Origin of the sequence: Citrobacter sp. CF971 (genome assembly GCF_006385635.1) — a bacterium.
GTDB classification, from domain to species: domain Bacteria; phylum Pseudomonadota; class Gammaproteobacteria; order Enterobacterales; family Enterobacteriaceae; genus Citrobacter; species Citrobacter freundii.
This window is the reverse complement of record NZ_CP041051.1, coordinates 3,344,345-3,366,018: the sequence shown is the minus strand read 5'-3', so window position 1 is coordinate 3,366,018 and position 21,674 is coordinate 3,344,345. Positions and strand designations below refer to the sequence as shown.

Genomic DNA, 21,674 nt, shown 5'->3' with positions numbered 1-21,674 from the left:
GAGCCGTGATGGCAGGAAACACAATTGGGCAACTCTTTCGCGTAACCACTTTCGGCGAATCACACGGGCTGGCGCTCGGTTGTATTGTCGATGGTGTTCCGCCGGGCATTTCTCTGACAGAAGCTGACCTGCAGCACGATCTCGACAGACGGCGTCCAGGCACATCGCGCTACACTACGCAGCGTCGTGAGCCGGATCAGGTGAAAATCCTCTCCGGGGTGTTCGAGGGCGTTACCACTGGCACCAGCATTGGCCTGCTGATCGAAAATACCGATCAGCGTTCACAGGATTACGGCGCGATTAAGGACGTTTTTCGTCCAGGACACGCCGACTATACCTATGAGCAGAAATATGGCCTGCGCGACTACCGTGGTGGCGGACGTTCATCCGCACGTGAAACAGCGATGCGCGTGGCGGCCGGAGCGATTGCCAAAAAATATCTGGCGGAAAAGTTCGGCGTTGAGATTCGCGGTTGCCTGACGCAGATGGGTGATATTCCGCTGGAGATAAAAGACTGGTCCCAGGTGGAACTTAACCCGTTCTTTTGTCCGGACCCGGATAAACTCGAAGCGCTGGACGAACTGATGCGCGGGCTGAAGAAAGAGGGCGACTCCATCGGGGCGAAGGTGACCGTTGTTGCAAGCGGTGTGCCTGCGGGTCTTGGCGAACCTGTATTCGACCGCCTGGATGCCGACATCGCCCATGCGCTGATGAGCATTAACGCCGTTAAGGGCGTTGAGATTGGCGACGGATTTGACGTTGTTGCGCTGCGTGGCAGCCAGAACCGAGATGAAATCACCAAAGAAGGTTTCCAGAGTAACCATGCGGGCGGCATTCTGGGTGGGATCAGCAGCGGGCAACATATCATTGCTCATATGGCGCTGAAACCGACGTCCAGTATTACCGTTCCAGGGCGCACCATTAACCGCTTTGGTGAAGAAGTCGAAATGATCACTAAAGGTCGTCACGATCCGTGCGTTGGGATCCGCGCCGTACCGATCGCCGAGGCGATGCTGGCGATCGTATTGATGGATCACCTGCTGCGTCAGCGGGCGCAAAATGCGGACGTGAAGACCGATATTCCACGCTGGTAAGAGATGAAAAAAACGGCACTTGCGGCGCTGGCTCTGTTTGCCAGTACCGCCTGTCTGGCGGCGACGCCCTGGCAGAAAATTACCCATCCGGTTGCGGGCAGCGCGCAGTCTATCGGCGCGTTTTCCAATGGCTGTATTGTTGGCGCAGATACGCTGCCTGTACAGTCAGAACATTATCAGGTGATGCGCACCGATCAGCGTCGTTACTTTGGCCATCCGGATCTGGTGAGGTTTATCCAGCGTCTGAGTAATCAAGCTAATAGTCAGGGGCTGGGCACGGTGTTAATCGGTGATATGGGTATGCCGGCCGGTGGGCGATTCAATGGCGGTCACGCCAGCCACCAGACGGGACTGGATGTGGATATTTTCCTGCAACTGCCGAAAACGCGCTGGACCCAGTCGCAACTGCTGCGGCCGCAGGCGTTAGATCTGGTCTCACAGGACGGCAAACGTGTTGTGCCATCACTGTGGAAACCGGAGATTTTTAGCCTGGTAAGGCTGGCTGCAAAAGATAATGAAGTAACGCGTATTTTCGTGAATCCGGCGATTAAGCAACAACTTTGTCTGGATGCAGGGACCGACAGGGACTGGTTGCGTAAAGTGCGGCCATGGTTCCAGCATCGTGCGCATATGCACGTGCGGTTACGTTGCCCTGCCGACAGCCTTGAGTGTGAAGATCAACCGTTACCGCCACCGGGTGACGGCTGTGGCGCAGAGCTGCAAAGCTGGTTCGAACCTCCAAAACCTGGAACCACCAAGCCTGAGAAGAAGACACCGCCGCCGTTGCCGCCTTCCTGCCAGGTGCTACTGGACGAGCATGTACTCTAATGGATCATTTTGCCTCTCTGTTTATGGTGTCGCCACTGCTGCTAGGTGTGCTGTTTTTTGTGGCGATGCTGGCAGGTTTTATTGATTCTCTGGCCGGAGGCGGTGGTCTACTCACCATCCCGGCATTGATGGCGGCCGGGATGCCACCTGCGCAAGCGCTGGCGACCAATAAGTTGCAGGCCTGTGGGGGATCTATCTCTTCCTCCCTCTATTTTATTCGTCGTGGCGTGGTTAATCTGGCGGATCAGAAGCTCAATATCTTCATGACGTTTGTCGGATCAATGAGCGGGGCGCTATTGGTTCAGCACGTGCAGTCAGATGTTCTGCGCCAGATCCTGCCGGTTCTGGTTATATGTATTGGCCTTTACTTTCTGTTGATGCCGAAAGTGGGGGAAGAGGACCGACAGCGTCGATTGCACGGTTTACCTTTCGCGCTGGTGGCGGGAGGCTGCGTCGGTTTTTACGATGGCTTTTTTGGTCCGGCGGCAGGGTCGTTCTACGCGCTGGCCTTTGTCATGCTGTGCGGATACAACCTGGCGAAATCGACGGCCCACGCCAAAGTATTAAATGCCACATCGAATATCGGTGGGTTGTTGTTGTTTGCCCTCGGCGGCAAAGTGATTTGGGCGACAGGTTTTGTGATGCTCATTGGCCAGTTTATTGGCGCACGGATGGGCTCTCGACTGGTGCTCAGCAAAGGACAAAAACTCATTCGGCCAATGATCGTTATTGTCTCCGCCGTGATGAGCGCCAAGCTACTTTATGATAATCATGGACAGGAGATTCTCCACTGGCTGGGGATGAACTAATGAATAATACGCATCACTACGAACAGTTAATTGAGATTTTTAACGGCTGCTTTGCCGATGAATTTAATACCCGTCTGATTAAAGGCGACGACGAACCGATCTATCTTCCTGCGGATGCGGAATTACCGTATCACCGTATCGTTTTTGCGCATGGTTATTACGCCAGTGCGTTACACGAAATTTCACACTGGTGCATCGCCGGTAAAGCCCGTCGTGAGCTGGTCGATTTTGGTTACTGGTACTGCCCGGACGGACGCGACGCGAAGACACAATGCCAGTTTGAAGATGTGGAAGTGAAGCCGCAGGCGTTTGACTGGTTGTTTTGCATGGCGGCGGGGTACCCGTTTAACGTCAGTTGCGACAACCTCGAAGGGGACTTTGAACCAGACCGCGTGGTATTCCAGCGCCGTGTTCATGCTCAGGTAATGGAGTACCTGGAAAAGGGGATCCCTGAACGTCCGGCGCGTTTTATTAACGCGTTACAGAATTATTATCACACGCCTGAACTTACGGCGGAACAATTCCCGTGGCCCGAAGCGCTCAACTGAAGCTGCTGCCACGTTTACAATGAGGAAAGAAGATGATCGCGGAGTTTGAATCACGCATTCTGGCATTAATCGACGATATGGTAGAGCACGCCAGCGATGATGAGTTGTTTGCCAGTGGCTATTTGCGTGGACACCTGACGCTGGCTGTGGCTGAGTTGGATGCTGGCGAGGACCATTCCGCTGAGGCATTGTACGCCAATGTGACCAGCAGCCTGGAAAAAGCCATCAGCGCAGGCGAACTCTCGCCGCGTGACCAGGCGTTAGTGAAAGAGATGTGGGACACTTTATTTCAAAAGGCAACGCAATAATAATTGCAGTGGATTGTGCCGGATGGCGACGCGAAGGCGTCTTATCCGGCCTACGTGGACGGGGATTGTTGGCCTGATAAGCGTAGCGCCATCAGGCAATGATGAGATGGTATCTTATTTCACCGCTTTACCCTTCAATAACTTCCTTACCCACAGACGATTCGGATTCAGCGCAGCCAGCGTGCTGGCATCCATAGGGATAGGTTCATCGCTCATTTGCGATGCCAGAATTTCTGCACACAGCGGGGCAGTACACAGCCCGCGCGAGCCCAGCGCACCCAACATAAATAAATCGGAATAAACCGGGGCGTTTATGGCTTGCTCTCTGTCTTCGGCAAGAGTGGCATACTGGCTGAGCGTGGCGTCATAATCCGCGACGTTGCCGACCATCGGCATGTGATCGCGCGTGGCGCAGCGCACTCCACAACGTGCGGCATTGCCACTAACGTCTACTTCTTTTGCCCACGCGGCATTCGGGAAACAATCTATTAAGCGCTGACGGTTTTGCTGCTGATCGTCAGCACGATACACCGTTTCTTCACTTCCGCGATGATAGCTGGCACCAATGCAGTGCTGCTGGTTTTGCGGGTTGTGCGGCGTGAGGTAGCCGTCATAGCACAGCACCTGACGCAGCGCTGAAAGCGAAGGCGTAGTAGGAATGTGACTCACCTGACCGCCTACAGAGTACACCGGTAGCGACTGCGTCTGTTCAACGCTGTTAATGCGATGCCCGTTAGCCAGAACTACCGCAGCGTGAGTGGCGGTTGCTCCACTGGCAAACGCCAATTTCCAGTTTTCTGTCTGTCGAGACAGTGAGGCCAGCGTATGTTGATACCGGGTGCGTAATCCCAGCGTTGCGGCATAGTCGAATACGGCGGCGGTTAACTGTGCCGGACACAGCCATCCTCCGGCGGGGTACTGAATCCCGCCGCATCCGGTTTTTACGCCGGTCGTTTGTAAAACCTGCTCTGCGTCAACCCCGACGGCGAGCGCATCGGGCAATTCAAGGGACAACATTTGGTCGATTTTTTGCTGGCTTTTCTCATCCCACGCCAGTTGCGTCACGCCGCACCAGTCATGCGCGAACTCAACGGGGAGGGCGTCATACAGCCGGCGGGCGAAGGTAAACGCGGTGGGGAAAAAGAGATTAATGGCCGCGTCATGTTTGCTCAGTAGCGGATAAAGAGCGCCCTGGCGATTGCCGGATGCATCCCCGGCTGGGTTATCGTCGGCGCAATAGAGCGTGACCTGCCAGCCGCGGCGCAGTAACGCCAACGACAGCAATGCGCTGGCAATCCCCCCGCCAATAATGGCGGCTTCGCGTTTATCTGTTCCGGTACGTGCAAACCAGGGTGCCGAGGAGGGGAGCGCCAGCGTCTTATCCATGACGCCACAAAGCATTTCGCGTTTGCGACCAAAGCCTTTGCACTTTTGCATCGTAAATCCGGCTTCCTGCAACCCCCGTCGCACAAAGCCTGCTGAGGTGAAGGTCGCCAGCGTGCCGCCGGGGCGAGCCAGACGGGCCATTGCGTTAAACAGCGTTGGCGTCCACATATCCGGATTTTTTGCCGGCGCGAAACCGTCCAGAAACCAGGCATCCACTTTTTGATTCAGGGAGTCATCCAGCTTGCTGGTCAGTTCGTTAATATCGCCAAACCACAGATCCAGCGTGACGCGTCCTTCATCAAGGAGCAGGCGATGGCATCCCGCCAGCGGCAGCGGCCATTGCTCTTGCAGCGCCGTGGCCCACGGGGCAAGTTCTGGCCAGTGCTGATGGGCTAAGGTCAGATCTTCACGCGTCAGCGGAAATTTTTCAAAACTGATGAAATGTAATCTTTCCAGGGTAGCGTCAGGGTGGGTATCGCGGAATTCGGCAAACGCCTGCCAGAGTGTCAGGAAGTTAAGTCCGGTGCCAAACCCACTTTCTGCTACTACGAAGAGGGGACGTGAATGTGCAGGGAATCGCTGGGCGAGATGATTCCCGCCGAGAAAGACGTAACGTGTCTCTTCCAGCCCGTTATCATTAGAAAAATAGACATCGTCAAAATCTCGGGAAACAGGTGTACCCTCAGCGTTGAATTCAAGGTTGGCAGGTTGTATAGCGTATTGTTTCACGTAAGTTACTCGTCTGGCAGGCTGTGCCCCGATCTTAGCGATGAGTGCCTGGCTGCGCAAATTTCCACATTAAATGGCTGATCGGACTTGTTCGGCGTACAAGTGTACGCTATTGTGCCACTCGAAACTTTAAAATAGTGCGACTTACAGAGGTATTGAATGAAACGTGCAGTGATTACTGGCTTGGGCATCGTTTCCAGCATCGGTAATAACCAGCAGGAAGTCCTGGCATCTCTGCGTGAAGGACGTTCAGGGATCACTTTCTCTCAGGAGCTGAAGGACTCCGGCATGCGTAGCCACGTTTGGGGCAACGTAAAACTGGATACCACTGGCCTCATTGACCGCAAAGTAGTGCGCTTCATGAGCGACGCATCCATCTATGCATTCCTTTCTATGGAACAGGCAGTGGCTGATGCCGGCCTTGCAGCAGAAGATTACCAGAACAACCCGCGCGTTGGCCTGATTGCAGGTTCCGGCGGCGGCTCCCCGCGTTTTCAGGTGTTCGGTGCTGACGCAATGCGTAGCCCGCGTGGCCTGAAAGCGGTTGGCCCGTATGTGGTCACCAAAGCGATGGCGTCCGGCGTTTCTGCCTGCCTCGCAACGCCGTTCAAAATCCACGGCGTAAACTACTCTATCAGCTCTGCCTGTGCGACATCTGCGCACTGTATCGGCAACGCAGTAGAACAAATTCAGCTGGGCAAACAAGACATCGTTTTCGCTGGCGGCGGCGAAGAGCTGTGCTGGGAAATGGCGTGTGAATTCGACGCCATGGGCGCGCTGTCTACCAAATATAACGACGATCCATCCAAAGCTTCCCGTACCTATGACGCACACCGTGACGGTTTCGTTATTGCTGGCGGCGGCGGTATGGTCGTGGTCGAAGAGCTGGAACACGCTCTGGCACGTGGCGCGCACATCTATGCGGAAATCGTCGGTTACGGCGCAACGTCCGATGGCGCAGACATGGTTGCTCCGTCTGGCGAAGGCGCAGTACGTTGCATGCAGATGGCGATGCACGGCGTAGACACGCCGATCGACTACCTGAACTCCCACGGTACCTCTACTCCGGTAGGCGACGTGAAAGAGCTGGGTGCGATTCGTGAAGTGTTTGGCGACAACAGCCCGGCAATCTCCGCAACCAAAGCGATGACCGGTCACTCACTGGGCGCGGCTGGCGTTCAGGAAGCTATCTACTCTCTGCTGATGCTGGAACACGGTTTTATCGCGCCAAGTATCAACATTGAAGAGCTGGACGAGCAGGCGGCAGGTCTGAACATCGTGACCAAACCGACCGAGCAGGCGCTGACCACCGTAATGTCCAACAGCTTCGGTTTTGGCGGCACCAACGCCACGCTGGTTATGCGTAAGCTGTAAGCGTAAGACTGAAAGATTATGCAAGAGGGGAGCCTGATGGCTCCCTTTTTTATATCGTTGACAACCGCTCTGGTTTACAGGCAGACTCCAGCTTCAACATTATCCTCTTGATAATGCGTAAGCGTTTAACGTTATCCAACGCACCTTAATCCTGATAGTCAGGTAGAGGGGGCGTGGGCATTCCTCGCCTTACTCTGCATTTTGGAGTAACGCATGACAGCTGTAACCCAACAAGAAAAAACACCTTCGGCGAACTTTTCGCTGTTTCGCATCGCTTTTGCGGTTTTCCTGACCTATATGACGGTCGGTTTACCTTTGCCCGTCATTCCTCTGTTTGTGCACCAGGAACTGGGCTATGGCAATACCATGGTCGGCATCGCCGTCGGCGTACAGTTTCTGGCGACGGTATTAACACGCGGCTACGCCGGGCGGTTAGCCGATCAATATGGTGCCAAACGCTCGGCGCTGCAGGGGATGTTTGCCTGTGGGCTGGCGGGTGCGGCGTGGCTGTTAGCCGCGCTATTGCCCGTTTCTGTTCCCGTAAAATTTGCGTTGCTAATCGTCGGTCGTTTGATCCTCGGTTTTGGCGAAAGCCAACTGCTCACCGGAACGCTGACCTGGGGGCTGGGGCTGGTCGGCCCAACACGCTCCGGTAAGGTGATGTCATGGAACGGAATGGCGATTTACGGCGCGCTGGCCGCCGGTGCACCGTTGGGACTTCTGATCCACAGCCACTTTGGCTTCGCGGCGCTGGCGGGAACCACGATGGTATTACCGCTGCTGGCATGGGTATTCAACGGCACCGTGCGTAAAGTGCCTGCACATGCAGGAGAACGCCCTTCGTTATGGAGCGTGGTAGGGCTTATCTGGAAACCGGGCCTGGGCCTGGCGCTGCAGGGCGTTGGCTTTGCGGTGATCGGTACATTTATTTCACTCTATTTTGTCAGCAACGGCTGGACGATGGCGGGGTTCACCCTGACCGCGTTTGGCGGGGCGTTTGTGCTGATGCGCATTCTGTTTGGCTGGATGCCGGACCGGTTCGGCGGCGTGAAGGTTGCCGTTGTCTCTTTGCTGGTGGAAACCGCAGGACTGATTCTGCTGTGGCAGGCCCCAACAGCCTGGGTTGCACTGCTTGGAGCGGCATTAACCGGGGCCGGGTGTTCGCTTATCTTCCCGGCCTTGGGCGTCGAGGTGGTGAAGCGAGTACCCGCGCAGGTTCGCGGTACGGCGCTTGGCGGTTACGCCGCATTTCAGGATATCTCCTACGGCATAAGCGGGCCGGTCGCCGGGGTGCTGGCCACCGCGTACGGTTATCCCTCAGTGTTCCTTGCCGGGGCGATATCCGCCGTGGTGGGGATTATTGTAACGTTGCTTACGCTGCGTAAAGGTTAAGCGACCAGCCAGAAAATGGCTAACGCAATCATCAATGCAACAAACAACAGTCCCGGTCGTGCCGACAGAGATTTAACCGTTTCAATCATCGGCGCGAACGGGCTGTAAATGGGCTGCAGATGACGCGGATCGCTGAGCTCGCGTTCTCGTTCCACGCGACGCAGGAAAATTTGATTGAGCAAGTCCTGCACCTGCACCGTGGTCAGAATCGATTGTGGTTGGATCTGATACGTCTGCTGCGCGTACTCTTTTATTGCTGTCAGCTCATTCGGCTCTAATGGCAACTTCAGCGCAGCCTGGAGCGTTTGTAGCGTCGGGGCGCTTTGCAGGCTGAGCGTCTGGCGCGCCTGCAGCCAGGTGACCAGGTGCGTAAACTGTTTGGCAGGGATCAGCTCACCGCTTTTTACGCCAGACAACTCCAGCATCGACTGCCAGATCATCTTCCCGGATTCTCCCGTGGCCGCCGCCAGTTTAGTAACTAACTGGTTCAGCGTATTGTGCTCTGCGGGGAGCAACGGGCGATCGGTTGCCGGGCGCTGCTGCGGCTGTGGTATCGACAGCTGCCCTTGTTGCAGCAGCGTGAGCACGTTTTTCAACTGCTCAGGCGTGAGCTGGCTGAGCGCCGTTTGCCCATACTGCTGACGGATAAAATCACTCACCGCCTGGCGATTATTTCCCTGGCTCAGTAATTCAGTGAGCTGCGAAAGCACCTGACGATTAACATGATTTTGCTGAGCAACTCCCAGCCGTTGGTTAAGGTTTTGCTCAGCGGCTGGAAAGTGACGTGACTGCAGCGGAGTATCACTTTTGACGCCCAGATCGTGCTTCATTCCGGCCCACACCTCAGCACTTTGCTGCTGGGTGAGTGAAATCAAACGGGTAATTAGTCGTTCCAACACAGTACGTTGTTGCGTGGATAACGGTTGTTCACCCGCAGCGGAAGGGGCATTTTGGCCTTCGCCGGGAGGGCGTGCGGGCGTACCTGAAATGGGCTGCATCATCTCTGTTCCTTAAATCTGTGCTGACCAGGTCTCGCAGTATGCCTGGCGGCGAGATTATGGCACACTTGCCCGGTTAACTCTCGTTCTCAAACAGGTGCGAAAGACGTGAAAATCCTCGTTGATGAAAATATGCCCTATGCCCGCGAACTGTTCAGTCGTTTGGGGGAGGTCAAAGCGGTTCCCGGTCGTCCGATTCCCGTTGCTGAACTGGATGATGCGGATGCTTTAATGGTGCGCTCGGTGACGAAAGTAAATGAATCACTGCTTGGAGGAAAACCGGTTAAATTTGTCGGTACGGCAACCGCTGGTACAGACCATGTGGATGACGCCTGGCTTGCGCAGGCTGGGATCGGTTTTTCCGCCGCGCCCGGTTGTAACGCGATAGCGGTCGTAGAATATGTTTTTTCAGCGTTGCTGATGCTGGCGGAGCGTGACGGGTTTTCGTTACGCGATCGTACCGTAGGCATTGTGGGTGTGGGCAACGTGGGTGGGCGTTTGCAGGCGCGTCTGGAAGCGCTGGGGATCCGCACGCTGCTGTGCGATCCACCGCGAGCCGATCGCGGTGACGAGGGCGATTTCCGCTCGCTGGACGAACTGGTAGAGCAAGCCGATGTGCTGACTTTCCATACGCCACTGTTTAAAGACGGACCCTACAAAACGCTGCACATGGCGGATGATGCGCTGATTAGCCGACTGAAGCCGGGCACTATTCTGATCAATGCCTGCCGTGGGCCGGTCATCGACAATACAGCATTGCTGAACCGGTTGAATGCCGGTCAGTCGCTGAGCGTTGTGCTGGATGTCTGGGAAGGAGAGCCGGATCTCAATGTGGCGTTGCTGGAAAAAGCCGATATCGGCACGGCGCACATTGCCGGGTATACCCTCGAAGGAAAAGCGCGTGGCACCACGCAGGTCTTTGAGGCCTATAGTAAGTTTATTGGTCACGAGCAGCACGTTGCGCTCAGTACCCTGTTACCCGCGCCGGAATTTGGTCGTATCACCCTGCATGGCCCGTTAGATCAGCCAACGCTGAAAAGGCTGGTGCATTTAGTGTATGATGTGCGCCGCGATGATGCGCCGCTGCGTAAAGTCGCTGGAATTCCGGGTGAGTTTGATAAACTGCGTAAAAATTACCTTGAGCGTCGTGAGTGGTCGTCTTTATATGTGATGTGTGACGACGCAACGGCTGCTGCCTTATTGTGTAAGCTGGGTTTTAACGCTGTTCATCATCCGGCACATTAATGTCTTCTTAATGCTCCCTGTCGAATAATGCGACAGGGACGCTTACGTATTTCTTGGAGTAAATCACCATGTCTGAAGGCTGGAATATTGCCATTCTGGGCGCAACGGGCGCCGTAGGCGAAGCCCTGCTCGATACGCTGGCTGAACGCCAGTTCCCGGTCGGTGAAATTTATGCGCTGGCGCGTAATGAAAGCGCCGGTGAGCATCTGCGTTTTAACGGTAAATCGGTCATAGTGCAGGACGTTGCAGACTTTGACTGGACGCAGGCACAGTTGGCATTTTTTGTTGCGGGCACTGAAGCCACCGCCGCATGGGTAGAAGAAGCAACAAATGCGGGTTGCCTGGTGATTGACAGCAGCGGTCTGTTCGCGCTTGAGCCAGACGTTCCGCTGGTGGTTCCGGACGTTAACCCGTTCGTGCTGGCGGATTACCGTAACCGCAATGTGATTGCGGTACCAAACAGCCTGACAAGCCAGTTGCTGTCTGCGCTGAAACCATTGATTGATGACGGCGGGCTGTCACGGATTACGGTGACCAATATTATTTCAGCTTCCGCTCACGGCAAAAAAGCCGTTGACGCACTGGCCGGACAAAGCGCGAAATTGCTTAACGGCATCCCGATTGACGAAGATGATTTCTTTGGTCGTCAGCTGGCGTTCAATATGCTGCCGCTGCTGCCCGATCGCGAAGGCAGCGTGCGTGAAGAGCGTCGTATTGTTGATGAAGTGCGCAAAATTATGCAGGATGACGGCCTGCTGATCTCCGCCAGCATCGTGCAGTCCCCGGTGTTTTATGGCCATGCGCAGATGGTGAATTTTGAAGCCCTGCGCCCGTTGGCGGCGGAAGAAGCACGTGATGCGTTTTCACGCGGCGAAGATGTGGTGTTGTCGGAAGAGACCGACTTCCCTACCCAGGTTGGCGACGCGTCAGGTACTCCGCACCTTTCTATTGGCTGCGTGCATAACGATTACGGTATGCCGGAGCAAGTTCAGTTCTGGTCTGTGGCAGACAACGTACGCTTTGGCGGCGCGTTAATGGCGGTGAAAATTGCGGAAAAACTGGTGCAGGAGTACCTGTACTAATGTCTGACCAGCAACAGCCGTCAACCCATAAAATTGCGCTGGGCATTGAGTATGACGGCAGCAAATATTATGGCTGGCAGCGCCAGAACGAAGTGCGTAGCGTTCAGGAAAAACTGGAAAAAGCGCTTTCTCAGGTGGCGAACGAACGCATTAATGTTTTTTGTGCAGGTCGCACGGATGCGGGCGTTCATGGCACTGGGCAGGTCGTGCATTTTGAAACCACTGCCCAGCGTAAAGATGCGGCCTGGACACTGGGGGTAAATGCGAATTTACCTGGTGACATCGCCGTGCGCTGGGTGAAAGCTGTACCTGATGATTTTCATGCCAGATTTAGCGCTACGGCTCGCCGTTATCGCTACATCATCTACAATCATCGGTTGCGCCCTGCGGTTTTGGGTAAAGGGGTAACCCATTATTATGAACCGCTGGACGCTGAGCGTATGCATCGTGCAGCCCAGTGTCTGATTGGCGAAAATGATTTTACCTCGTTCCGTGCGGTACAGTGCCAGTCGCGCACACCGTGGCGTAACGTGATGCACATTAACGTTGAACGTTTCGGTGCATATGTGGTGGTGGATATTAAAGCGAATGCCTTTGTACATCATATGGTCAGGAATATTGTCGGCAGCCTGATGGAAGTTGGCGCCAACAACCAGCCGGAGAGCTGGATAGCAGAACTGTTAGCGGCAAAGGACAGAACGCTGGCAGCGGCAACGGCGAAAGCGGAAGGACTGTATCTGGTTGCAGTAGATTACCCGGATCGGTTCGACCTGCCAAAACCGCCTATGGGCCCGCTATTTCTGGCGGACTAATTTGAGTCGTATAAAGGCATAACTATGGACCTGATTTACTTTCTTATTGATTTTATCCTGCACATTGATGTGCACCTGGCGGAGCTGGTCGCGGAATACGGTATCTGGGTATACGCGATTCTGTTTCTGATCCTGTTCTGCGAAACCGGGCTGGTGGTGACGCCGTTCCTGCCGGGAGACTCGCTGCTGTTTGTTGCTGGTGCGCTTTCTGCGCTGCCGACCAATGATCTCAATGTTCATCTGATGGTGGCGCTGATGATTGTGGCGGCGATTGTGGGCGATGCAGTGAACTACACGATTGGCCGATTGTTCGGGGAAAAACTTTTCAGTAACCCGAACTCCAAAATTTTCCGTCGCAGCTACCTGGATAAAACCCATGCGTTCTACGAGCGTCATGGCGGTAAGACGATTATCCTGGCGCGTTTCGTGCCTATCGTGCGCACATTTGCGCCGTTTGTTGCCGGTATGGGACATATGTCCTACCGTCACTTTGCGATGTATAACGTCGTAGGTGCATTGCTGTGGGTATTGTTGTTCACCTACGCAGGCTACCTGTTCGGCGATCTGCCGATTGTCCAGGAAAACCTGAAATTACTGATTGTGGCGATTATCGTCCTTTCCGTATTGCCGGGGGTGATTGAAGTAATTCGCCATAAACGTGCTGCGTCACGGGCTGCAAAATAGAAAGTAACTCAGCGGTTCGACCACTTTTTTATCCAAAGTTTCGGGCTGTTATGTTTTAATGTGCAACATTCATGGTCTGTTAGGGGCAAAAATGGCATTATGCGCCCCTTATAACAAAGCTGACTAGGGTTCAGGCAGAAAGGTCACCAATGAGCTGGATTGAACGAATTAAAAGCAACATTACTCCCACCCGCAAGGCAAGCATTCCTGAAGGGGTGTGGACCAAGTGTGATAGCTGCGGTCAGGTTTTATACCGTGCTGAGCTGGAACGTAATCTTGAGGTCTGTCCGAAGTGTGACCATCATATGCGCATGTCGGCGCGCAATCGCCTGCATAGCCTGTTAGATGAAGGTTCTCTTGTGGAACTGGGTAGCGAGCTTGAGCCGAAAGACGTGCTGAAGTTTCGTGACTCCAAAAAATACAAAGACAGACTGGCTTCTGCGCAGAAAGAAACCGGCGAGAAAGATGCGCTGGTGGTGATGAAAGGCACGCTGCATGGTATGCCGGTCGTTGCTGCGGCATTCGAGTTCGCGTTTATGGGCGGCTCCATGGGCTCTGTGGTCGGTGCGCGTTTTGTCCGTGCCGTTGAGCAGGCACTGGAAGACAACTGTCCGCTGATCTGCTTCTCCGCTTCTGGCGGGGCGCGTATGCAGGAAGCGCTGATGTCTCTGATGCAGATGGCAAAAACCTCTGCTGCGCTGGCGAAAATGCAGGAACGCGGTTTACCGTATATTTCTGTACTGACCGACCCAACAATGGGTGGTGTTTCCGCAAGCTTCGCGATGCTGGGCGATCTCAACATTGCAGAACCGAAAGCACTGATCGGCTTCGCGGGTCCGCGTGTTATCGAGCAAACCGTACGTGAGAAACTGCCGCCGGGATTCCAGCGCAGCGAGTTCCTGATTGAAAAAGGCGCTATCGATATGATCGTCCGCCGTCCAGAAATGCGCCTGAAACTGGCAAGCATCCTGGCGAAGCTGATGAATCTTCCTGCGCCGAATCCGGATGAGCCGCGTGAAGGCGAGGTGGTATCTCCGGTACCCGATCAGGAATCAGAAGCCTGATAACTTACTCTATGGATTTCGAGTTGCAGGAAGACGGCAAGAGAGTGAACCCCGATGAGCTTGCACGGGCAAGTGATTCGGGTGAGCGAGAGCAGCCAACACACCTGCAGCTTGAAAGACGACGAGTAAAAAAGGGCAGGGCCAACTGGCGCTGCCTTTTGCTTTAATCTACGTAATAAAATTACAGGCATCATGGACAATAAACGTATTCCTCAAGCCGCGTCGCCCCTGGCGTCGTGGCTTTCTTATCTGGAAAACCTGCACAGTAAAACCATCGATCTTGGCCTTGAACGCGTAAGCCAGGTAGCGCGCAAACTGGGTGTATTGAAACCCGCGCCATTTGTGTTTACGGTGGCAGGAACCAACGGAAAAGGCACGACCTGTCGTACGCTGGAATCTGTGCTGGCTGCGGCAGGATATAAAGTTGGGGTATATAGTTCGCCTCATCTGGTGCGCTACACGGAACGCGTACGCGTGCAGGGGGGGGAACTGCCGGAATCAGCCCATACCGCCTCGTTTGCTGAGATTGAAGACGCTCGTGGTGATATTTCCCTGACTTACTTTGAATACGGTACGTTATCGGCACTCTGGCTGTTTAAACAGGCCCAACTGGATGTTGTTATTCTGGAAGTGGGATTAGGCGGCCGCCTTGACGCCACCAATATCGTCGATGCCGATGTCGCTGTAGTCACCAGTATTGCGCTTGATCATACTGACTGGCTGGGCCCGGATCGCGAAAGTATTGGTCGTGAGAAGGCGGGCATTTTCCGTGCAGAGAAACCGGCTATCGTCGGCGAGCCTGAAATGCCTTACACCATCGCGGATGTCGCGCAAGAGTGCGGGGCGATTTTGCAACGCTGCGGAGTGGACTGGCGCTATGCGGTCACTGAGAACGACTGGTCGTTTACGGATGCTTATGGAACGTTGGCGCATTTGCCGTTGCCGCAGGTGCCACAACCTAATGCTGCTACCGCGCTGGCCGCGCTGCGCGCAAGCGGGCTGAACGTTAGCGAGCAGGCGATTCGTGACGGCATCGAACGCGCGATTTTACCGGGGCGCTTCCAGATTGTGAGCGAGTCGCCGCGAGTGATTTTCGATGTTGCCCATAACCCGCATGCGGCAGAGTATCTGACCGGACGTCTGAAAAAGTTAGTGAAAAGCGGGCGTGTACTTGCGGTTATCGGTATGCTACATGATAAAGATATTGCCGGTACGTTAGCCTGGTTAAAAAGCGTGGTTGACATCTGGTACTGTGCGCCCCTGGAAGGGCCGCGTGGCGCAACGGCAGAACAACTGCTGGAGCACCTGGGCAAAGGCAACGCTTATGACAGCGTGGCGCAGGCATGGTCTGCAGCACTTGCTGAGGCGAAGCCAGAAGATACCGTGTTGGTGTGTGGATCCTTTCACACTGTCGCACATGTCATGGAAGTAATAGACGTGGGGAGAAGCGGTGGCGAGTAAGTTTCAGAATCGATTAGTCGGCACAATTGTGCTAGTCGCGCTCGGGGTAATTGTGCTTCCCGGGCTGCTTGACGGGCAGAAAAAGCATTATCAGGATGAATTTGCAGCGATCCCACTGGTGCCTAAACCCGGTGATCGCGATGAACCAGACATGATGCCTGCAGCAACGCAGGCGCTGCCGACTCAGCCGCCGGAAGGGGCGGCAGAAGAGGTGCGTGCGGGTGATGCTGCCGCGCCATCGTTGGATCCGTCACGTTTGACGACGGCAAACAGCGTGGAATTAGATCCTGTCCCTGCGCCTGTGGAACCACCGAAACCTAAACCGAAACCGCAGCCTGTTGCCGTTGCTCCGACGCCGGCACCGACGCCTGCGCCGAAACCGGTCGCTGAAGAAGCGCCAGCCCCAACCGGCAAAGCGTACGTTGTACAGCTCGGTGCACTGAAAAATGCGGATAAGGTCAATGAGATCGTGGGTAAACTTCGTGGCGCGGGCTTCCGGGTATATACTTCCCCGTCAACGCCGGTGCAGGGTAAAATAACCCGCATTCTCGTCGGGCCGGACGCCTCCAAAGATAAGCTAAAGAACTCGCTGGGCGAGCTGCAGAAGATCTCTGGTCTGAGTGGCGTCGTGATGGGGTACACCCCTAATTAAGGGATTGCGCTGTTTACGGCGCAGCTCTGATTCAGGCCAGATACGGTGTTTTCACCGCTATCCGGTAGTGCCCGAAGAGGCATAAAACGGTATGGCGTTGAAGATTTTTTCAGCGCCATTTTTATTTACGCGTGGAAAGGAAATCCCTACGCAAACGTTTTCTTTTTCTGTTAGAATGCGCCCCGAACAGGACGACAGGGCGTAAAATCGTGGGACACATATGGTCTGGATTGATTACGCCATTATCGCGGTGATTGGTTTTTCCTGTCTGGTTAGCCTGATCCGTGGCTTTGTTCGTGAAGCATTATCGTTGGTGACTTGGGGTTGTGCTTTCTTTGTCGCCAGCCATTACTACACTTACCTGTCTGTCTGGTTTACGGGCTTTGAAGACGAACTGGTTCGAAATGGGATTGCTATCGCGATACTGTTCATCGCGACACTTATCGTCGGCGCTATCGTTAACTTTGTGATAGGCCAACTGGTAGAGAAAACAGGACTGTCGGGTACCGACAGGGTGTTGGGGATCTGCTTCGGTGCTTTGCGTGGAGCGTTGATCGTTGCCGCCATACTGTTCTTTCTCGATACCTTTACCGGTCTGTCGAAAAGTGAAGACTGGGGTAAGTCGCAGCTGATTCCGCAGTTCAGTTTCATCATCAGATGGTTCTTTGACTATCTGCAAAGCTCGTCAAGTTTCTTGCCCAAAGTATAAACTTTGGGTCGTTGCTGAACGAGGAAAAGACGTATGTGCGGTATTGTCGGTATCGCCGGTGTTATGCCGGTAAACCAGTCGATTTATGACGCGTTAACGGTGCTCCAGCATCGTGGTCAGGATGCTGCGGGCATCATCACCATTGATGCCAACAACTGCTTCCGCTTGCGTAAAGCAAACGGAATGGTGAGCGATATTTTTGAAGCGCGCCATATGCAGCGTTTGCAGGGCAATATGGGCATCGGTCATGTGCGTTACCCAACGGCTGGCAGCTCCAGCGCCTCCGAAGCTCAACCTTTTTACGTCAACTCACCGTATGGCATCACTCTTGCCCACAATGGCAACCTGACCAACGCGCATGAGTTGCGTAAAAAGCTGTTTGAAGAAAAGCGCCGCCACATCAATACCACTTCAGATTCTGAAATTCTGCTGAATATTTTCGCCAGCGAGCTGGATAACTTCCGCCATTACCCGCTGGAGGCCGACAATATTTTTGCTGCCATTGCGGCTACCAACCGCCAGATTCGCGGCGCCTATGCCTGCGTGGCGATGATTATCGGTCACGGTATGGTTGCCTTCCGCGACCCTAACGGTATCCGTCCACTGGTAATGGGCAAACGCGATATTGGCGATGGCCGTACCGAGTACATGGTGGCGTCTGAGAGCGTAGCGCTGGACACGTTGGGCTTTGAATTCCTGCGCGACGTAGCTCCTGGCGAAGCGGTGTATATCACCGAAAAAGGCCAGCTGTTTACCCGTCAGTGTGCTGATAACCCGGTGAGCAATCCGTGTCTGTTTGAATACGTATACTTCGCTCGTCCTGACTCCTTTATCGACAAGATTTCCGTCTACAGCGCCCGTGTGAATATGGGGACTAAGCTTGGCGAAAAAATTGCCCGTGAGTGGGAAGATCTGGACATCGACGTAGTAATCCCAATCCCGGAAACCTCCTGCGATATCGCGCTGGAAATTGCCCGCATTCTCGGTAAGCCGTACCGTCAGGGGTTTGTGAAAAACCGCTATGTGGGACGCACCTTTATCATGCCGGGCCAGCAGCTGCGCCGTAAATCAGTGCGCCGTAAGCTGAACGCTAACCGTGCGGAATTCCGTGATAAAAACGTGCTGCTGGTGGATGACTCCATCGTGCGCGGCACCACTTCAGAACAGATTATCGAGATGGCGCGTGAAGCCGGAGCGAAGAAGGTGTATCTGGCCTCTGCCGCCCCGGAAATTCGCTTCCCGAACGTTTATGGCATCGATATGCCTACGGCGACGGAGCTGATTGCGCATGGTCGTGAAGTGGACGAGATTCGCCAGATAATCGGCGCAGATGGTCTGATCTTCCAGGACCTGAACGATCTGATTGAAGCTGTCCGTGCTGAGAATCCGGATATTCAGCAGTTTGAATGTTCAGTGTTTAACGGTGTGTACGTCACCAAAGACGTCGACCAGCAATATCTCGATTTCCTCGACTCCCTGCGTAATGATGATGCTAAAGCGGTATTGCGTCAGAACGAAGCGGAAAACCTTGAAATGCACAACGAAGGTTAATGTTTGCTCGCAAGCAAGGGCGCAACCTGCACCCTTGCTTGCAACTCACCGTAATTTCCTGCAAAGTCGGCCCTGAGCAAGTAAGGGCTATTACACATGAAACGACTCATCATTGGTATTTCTGGCGCAAGCGGGGCAATTTACGGCGTGCGCCTGCTGCAGGTTTTGCGTGACGTTACCGATGTGGAAACCCATCTGGTGATGAGTGCCGCTGCCCGGCAGACGCTGGCACTGGAAACGGACCTCTCTGTGCGCGACGTGCAGGCGCTGGCAAATGTGAATCATGATACGCGCGATATCGCCGCCAGTATCTCCTCCGGCTCTTTTCAGACCGCCGGCATGGTTATCCTGCCGTGTTCAATCAAAACCCTTTCCGGCATTGTCCACAGTTACACCGATGGGTTGCTTACCCGTGCGGCAGATGTGGTGTTGAAAGAACGTCGTCCGCTGGTGCTGTGTGTACGCGAAACGCCGCTGCATCTGGGGCATCTGCGCCTCATGACCCAGGCGGCAGAAATTGGCGCAGTGATTATGCCACCAGTCCCGGCGTTCTATCATCGTCCACAAACGCTCGATGATGTGATTAATCAAACGGTTAATCGCGTGCTTGACCAGTTTGATATTACCCTTCCGCAGGACCTGTTCACCCGCTGGCAAGGGGCGTAAGCCGTTCCATCAGCGTGCAAAGAAATATCCGTTGCCCTGTTTCAGGGCAATTTTGTAACCGCGATCATATCCTCAACATTTAATTCGTTAAAACTCAACGAAACGCTGCGGTTCGACCGTCAGACCTGCTATCTTCAAAATCAGGACATTATTGCAACGTTTTATTAACATATTTAACGTCGAATATCCTCATCGACGCGAAAATGGCATAAGACCTGCATGAAAAAGTCTGCAAACACACAACACAACGTAAAACATAATAAAATTACGCCACTTGAGGGTTATGTATGAAGAAGACGGTTCTTGCTTTGTCTTTGCTGGTAGGACTCTCCGCCACCGCGGCCAGCTACGCAGCACTTCCGCAGACGGTTCGTATTGGTACAGATACAACGTACGCACCTTTTTCCTCTAAAGATGCCAAAGGCGACTTTCTCGGCTTTGATATCGATCTGGGAAATGAGATGTGTAAGCGCATGCAGATCAAATGTACCTGGGTTGCCAGCGACTTTGATGCGCTGATCCCGTCGCTGAAAGCGAAAAAAATTGATGCCATTATCTCCTCGCTTTCTATCACCGAGAAGCGTCAGCAAGAGATTGCATTCTCAGACAAACTTTACGCAGCAGACTCACGGCTGATCGCCGCGAAAGGTTCCCCAATTAAACCGACTCTGGACTCCCTCAAGGGTAAACACGTTGGCGTGCTGCAAGGCTCTACTCAGGAAGCCTATGCCAATGACAACTGGCGTAGCAAAGGCGTGGATGTGGTGGCCTATGCGAACCAGGATCTTATCTATTCTGACCTGACGGCGGGTCGTCTCGACGCAGCACTGCAGGATGAAGTCGCGGCCAGCGAAGGCTTCCTGAAGCAACCTGCCGGTAAGGACTACGACTTTGCAGGTCCTTCGGTGAAAGATAAAAAATACTTTGGCGACGGAACCGGGATTGGTTTGCGCAAAGATGACACCGAGCTGAAAGCCGCTTTTGATAAAGCGCTGGGTGAACTGCGCAAAGACGGCACCTACGACAAAATGGCGAGCAAATATTTTAATTTTAATGTCTACGGCGATTAATACAGCGGCGTGGGGAATTGACTGCACCATTGCGGGTAACCATTACGGTGCATAATACATTCAGTGCACTGTTTTGGTGCTTTTATCGCTGACTTAATAAGCATGAGTGCATACTTAAGCGCTTTTCATGCAAATAAATACCGACGGCAGGGTAGAATACTTTGCCTTGTCGGCCTGATTAATGGCACGATAACTGCACCTGGTCCTGTAAAGATCCCCTATAAAAGACAGTCTGTTGAGGATAGTTATGAAAAAACTGGTGTTGTCTCTTTCTCTGGTTCTGGCTTTCTCCAGTGCTACCGCAGCATTTGCAGCCATTCCGCAAAAAATTCGTATCGGCACCGATCCTACTTATGCGCCGTTCGAATCGAAAAATGCACAGGGTGAATTAGTCGGTTTTGATATCGATCTGGCTAAAGAGCTGTGCAAACGTATTAATACGCAATGTACTTTCGTGGAAAACCCGCTGGACGCGCTGATCCCTTCGCTAAAAGCGAAGAAAATCGATGCCATCATGTCCTCGCTTTCCATTACTGAAAAACGTCAGCAGGAAATCGCTTTTACTGACAAGCTTTATGCAGCCGACTCGCGTCTGGTTGTCGCTAAAGATTCAGCTATTCAGCCGACCATTGAGTCGCTGAAAGGTAAACGTGTTGGTGTGCTGCAGGGCACCACCCAGGAAACGTTCGGCAACGAACACTGGGCGCCAAAAGGTATTGAGATTGTCTCTTATCAGGGGCAGGACAATATCTATTCTGACCTGACTGCCGGGCGTATTGACGCCGCGTTTCAGGATGAAGTCGCGGCCAGCGAAGGCTTCCTGAAACAGCCAGTCGGTAAAGATTACAAATTTGGCGGTCCGTCTGTGAAAGACGAGAAGTTGTTCGGCGTGGGTACCGGTATGGGGCTGCGCAAAGACGATAACGAGCTGCGCGAAGCGCTGAACAAAGCCTTTGCCGAAATGCGAGCTGACGGTACTTACGAGAAGCTGGCGAAAAAGTACTTCGATTTTGATGTTTACGGCGGTTAATTACCGCAGGTGCTGATAAAGCCCGTAGATTTTTGACGCGTTGAATTTATGCCTGATGGCGCTGCGCTTATCAGGCCTACGGTGATTTTGTAGGCCGGATAAGGCAAAGCCGCCATCCGGCATTTAACGGTTAGTCTGAAATCAAAAGAGGCTTACTACTCCACCACACACGACAGGACAGG

General features: G+C 53.9%; 21 protein-coding genes. 19 read left to right on the top strand and 2 right to left on the bottom strand.

All coding sequences use genetic code 11. The features are described 5' to 3' along the window. Positions 1-8 precede the first annotated feature (8 nt). Genes aroC through E6P06_RS19770 form a run of 5 tightly spaced genes read left to right on the top strand, consistent with a single transcriptional unit; the run spans position 9 to position 3,587 of the window. A complete protein-coding gene (aroC, locus tag E6P06_RS19790) occupies positions 9-1,094 on the top strand; it encodes a chorismate synthase (protein ID WP_060854751.1) in 1,086 nt (361 codons plus the stop codon). A 3-nt stretch (positions 1,095-1,097) separates the two neighbouring features. Then, positions 1,098-1,922, top strand: coding sequence for a penicillin-insensitive murein endopeptidase (mepA, locus tag E6P06_RS19785; RefSeq protein ID WP_139935605.1), 825 nt, complete (start codon positions 1,098-1,100; stop codon positions 1,920-1,922). Then, positions 1,922-2,731, top strand: a complete 810-nt coding sequence (locus tag E6P06_RS19780; protein WP_003028167.1) for a sulfite exporter TauE/SafE family protein — start codon at positions 1,922-1,924, stop codon at positions 2,729-2,731. Before mepA ends, E6P06_RS19780 begins: the two co-directional genes overlap by 1 nt. After that, on the top strand, positions 2,731-3,279 hold the full coding sequence (locus E6P06_RS19775; RefSeq protein ID WP_003834819.1) for an elongation factor P hydroxylase: 549 nt from the start codon (positions 2,731-2,733) through the stop codon (positions 3,277-3,279). Before E6P06_RS19780 ends, E6P06_RS19775 begins: the two co-directional genes overlap by 1 nt. Positions 3,280-3,311: 32 nt before the next feature. Then, positions 3,312-3,587, top strand: a complete 276-nt coding sequence (locus E6P06_RS19770) for a YfcL family protein (protein WP_003028163.1) — start codon at positions 3,312-3,314, stop codon at positions 3,585-3,587. A gap of 114 nt (positions 3,588-3,701) precedes the next feature. Here E6P06_RS19770 and mnmC read toward each other — a convergent pair whose 3' ends face one another. Continuing rightward, positions 3,702-5,702 (bottom strand): bifunctional tRNA (5-methylaminomethyl-2-thiouridine)(34)-methyltransferase MnmD/FAD-dependent 5-carboxymethylaminomethyl-2-thiouridine(34) oxidoreductase MnmC, encoded by a 2,001-nt coding sequence (mnmC, locus tag E6P06_RS19765; RefSeq protein ID WP_168199051.1) that lies wholly within the window; start codon positions 5,700-5,702, stop codon positions 3,702-3,704. 159 nt (positions 5,703-5,861) lie between these two features. Here mnmC and fabB point away from each other — a divergent pair, with 159 nt between their 5' ends. Together fabB and E6P06_RS19755 are read left to right on the top strand one after the other, a co-directional pair. Continuing rightward, positions 5,862-7,076 (top strand): beta-ketoacyl-ACP synthase I, encoded by a 1,215-nt coding sequence (fabB, locus tag E6P06_RS19760; RefSeq protein ID WP_003834815.1) that lies wholly within the window; start codon positions 5,862-5,864, stop codon positions 7,074-7,076. A 213-nt stretch (positions 7,077-7,289) separates the two neighbouring features. Continuing rightward, positions 7,290-8,468 (top strand): MFS transporter, encoded by a 1,179-nt coding sequence (locus tag E6P06_RS19755; protein WP_003028149.1) that lies wholly within the window; start codon positions 7,290-7,292, stop codon positions 8,466-8,468. On the opposite strand, the gene flk is transcribed toward E6P06_RS19755, so the two are convergent. After that, complete coding sequence (gene flk, locus E6P06_RS19750; protein WP_003845068.1) at positions 8,465-9,466, bottom strand: flagella biosynthesis regulator Flk; 1,002 nt, start codon at positions 9,464-9,466, stop codon at positions 8,465-8,467. The two genes, E6P06_RS19755 and flk, sit on opposite strands and share 4 nt — an antisense overlap. 108 nt (positions 9,467-9,574) lie before the next feature. Between flk and pdxB the strand changes: the two genes are divergently transcribed. From pdxB to hisJ, 12 genes are all read left to right on the top strand, one after another. Next, complete coding sequence (gene pdxB / locus E6P06_RS19745; protein ID WP_048217302.1) at positions 9,575-10,711, top strand: 4-phosphoerythronate dehydrogenase PdxB; 1,137 nt, start codon at positions 9,575-9,577, stop codon at positions 10,709-10,711. A gap of 68 nt (positions 10,712-10,779) precedes the next feature. Beyond that, entirely contained in the window at positions 10,780-11,793 is a 1,014-nt protein-coding gene (locus tag E6P06_RS19740; RefSeq protein ID WP_003028144.1) for an aspartate-semialdehyde dehydrogenase, read from the top strand. Beyond that, positions 11,793-12,605, top strand: a complete 813-nt coding sequence (gene truA / locus E6P06_RS19735) for a tRNA pseudouridine(38-40) synthase TruA (protein WP_003028142.1) — start codon at positions 11,793-11,795, stop codon at positions 12,603-12,605. Before E6P06_RS19740 ends, truA begins: the two co-directional genes overlap by 1 nt. A 24-nt stretch (positions 12,606-12,629) precedes the next feature. Next, the gene (locus E6P06_RS19730) at positions 12,630-13,289 is read left to right on the top strand and encodes a DedA family protein (protein WP_003028140.1); all 660 of its coding nucleotides are present in this window, start codon (positions 12,630-12,632) and stop codon (positions 13,287-13,289) included. Between the two features lie 149 nt (positions 13,290-13,438). Further along, on the top strand, positions 13,439-14,353 hold the full coding sequence (accD, locus tag E6P06_RS19725; RefSeq protein WP_003839317.1) for an acetyl-CoA carboxylase, carboxyltransferase subunit beta: 915 nt from the start codon (positions 13,439-13,441) through the stop codon (positions 14,351-14,353). Between the two features lie 192 nt (positions 14,354-14,545). Further along, positions 14,546-15,814: a bifunctional tetrahydrofolate synthase/dihydrofolate synthase gene (gene folC, locus E6P06_RS19720; RefSeq protein ID WP_139935603.1), complete on the top strand. Its 1,269-nt coding sequence runs from the start codon at positions 14,546-14,548 to the stop codon at positions 15,812-15,814. Next, entirely contained in the window at positions 15,804-16,466 is a 663-nt protein-coding gene (gene dedD / locus E6P06_RS19715; protein WP_139935602.1) for a cell division protein DedD, read from the top strand. Before folC ends, dedD begins: the two co-directional genes overlap by 11 nt. A 220-nt stretch (positions 16,467-16,686) precedes the next feature. Further along, complete coding sequence (gene cvpA, locus E6P06_RS19710; RefSeq protein ID WP_003028129.1) at positions 16,687-17,175, top strand: colicin V production protein; 489 nt, start codon at positions 16,687-16,689, stop codon at positions 17,173-17,175. A gap of 33 nt (positions 17,176-17,208) precedes the next feature. Then, on the top strand, positions 17,209-18,726 hold the full coding sequence (gene purF / locus E6P06_RS19705) for an amidophosphoribosyltransferase (protein WP_003028127.1): 1,518 nt from the start codon (positions 17,209-17,211) through the stop codon (positions 18,724-18,726). Between the two features lie 96 nt (positions 18,727-18,822). Continuing rightward, on the top strand, positions 18,823-19,392 hold the full coding sequence (locus E6P06_RS19700) for a UbiX family flavin prenyltransferase (protein ID WP_003028125.1): 570 nt from the start codon (positions 18,823-18,825) through the stop codon (positions 19,390-19,392). 287 nt (positions 19,393-19,679) lie between these two features. Further along, positions 19,680-20,462, top strand: coding sequence for a lysine/arginine/ornithine ABC transporter substrate-binding protein ArgT (argT, locus tag E6P06_RS19695; RefSeq protein WP_139935601.1), 783 nt, complete (start codon positions 19,680-19,682; stop codon positions 20,460-20,462). A gap of 247 nt (positions 20,463-20,709) precedes the next feature. Then, the gene (gene hisJ / locus E6P06_RS19690; RefSeq protein ID WP_003028120.1) at positions 20,710-21,492 is read left to right on the top strand and encodes a histidine ABC transporter substrate-binding protein HisJ; all 783 of its coding nucleotides are present in this window, start codon (positions 20,710-20,712) and stop codon (positions 21,490-21,492) included. The last annotated feature ends 182 nt before the right edge of the window (positions 21,493-21,674 follow it).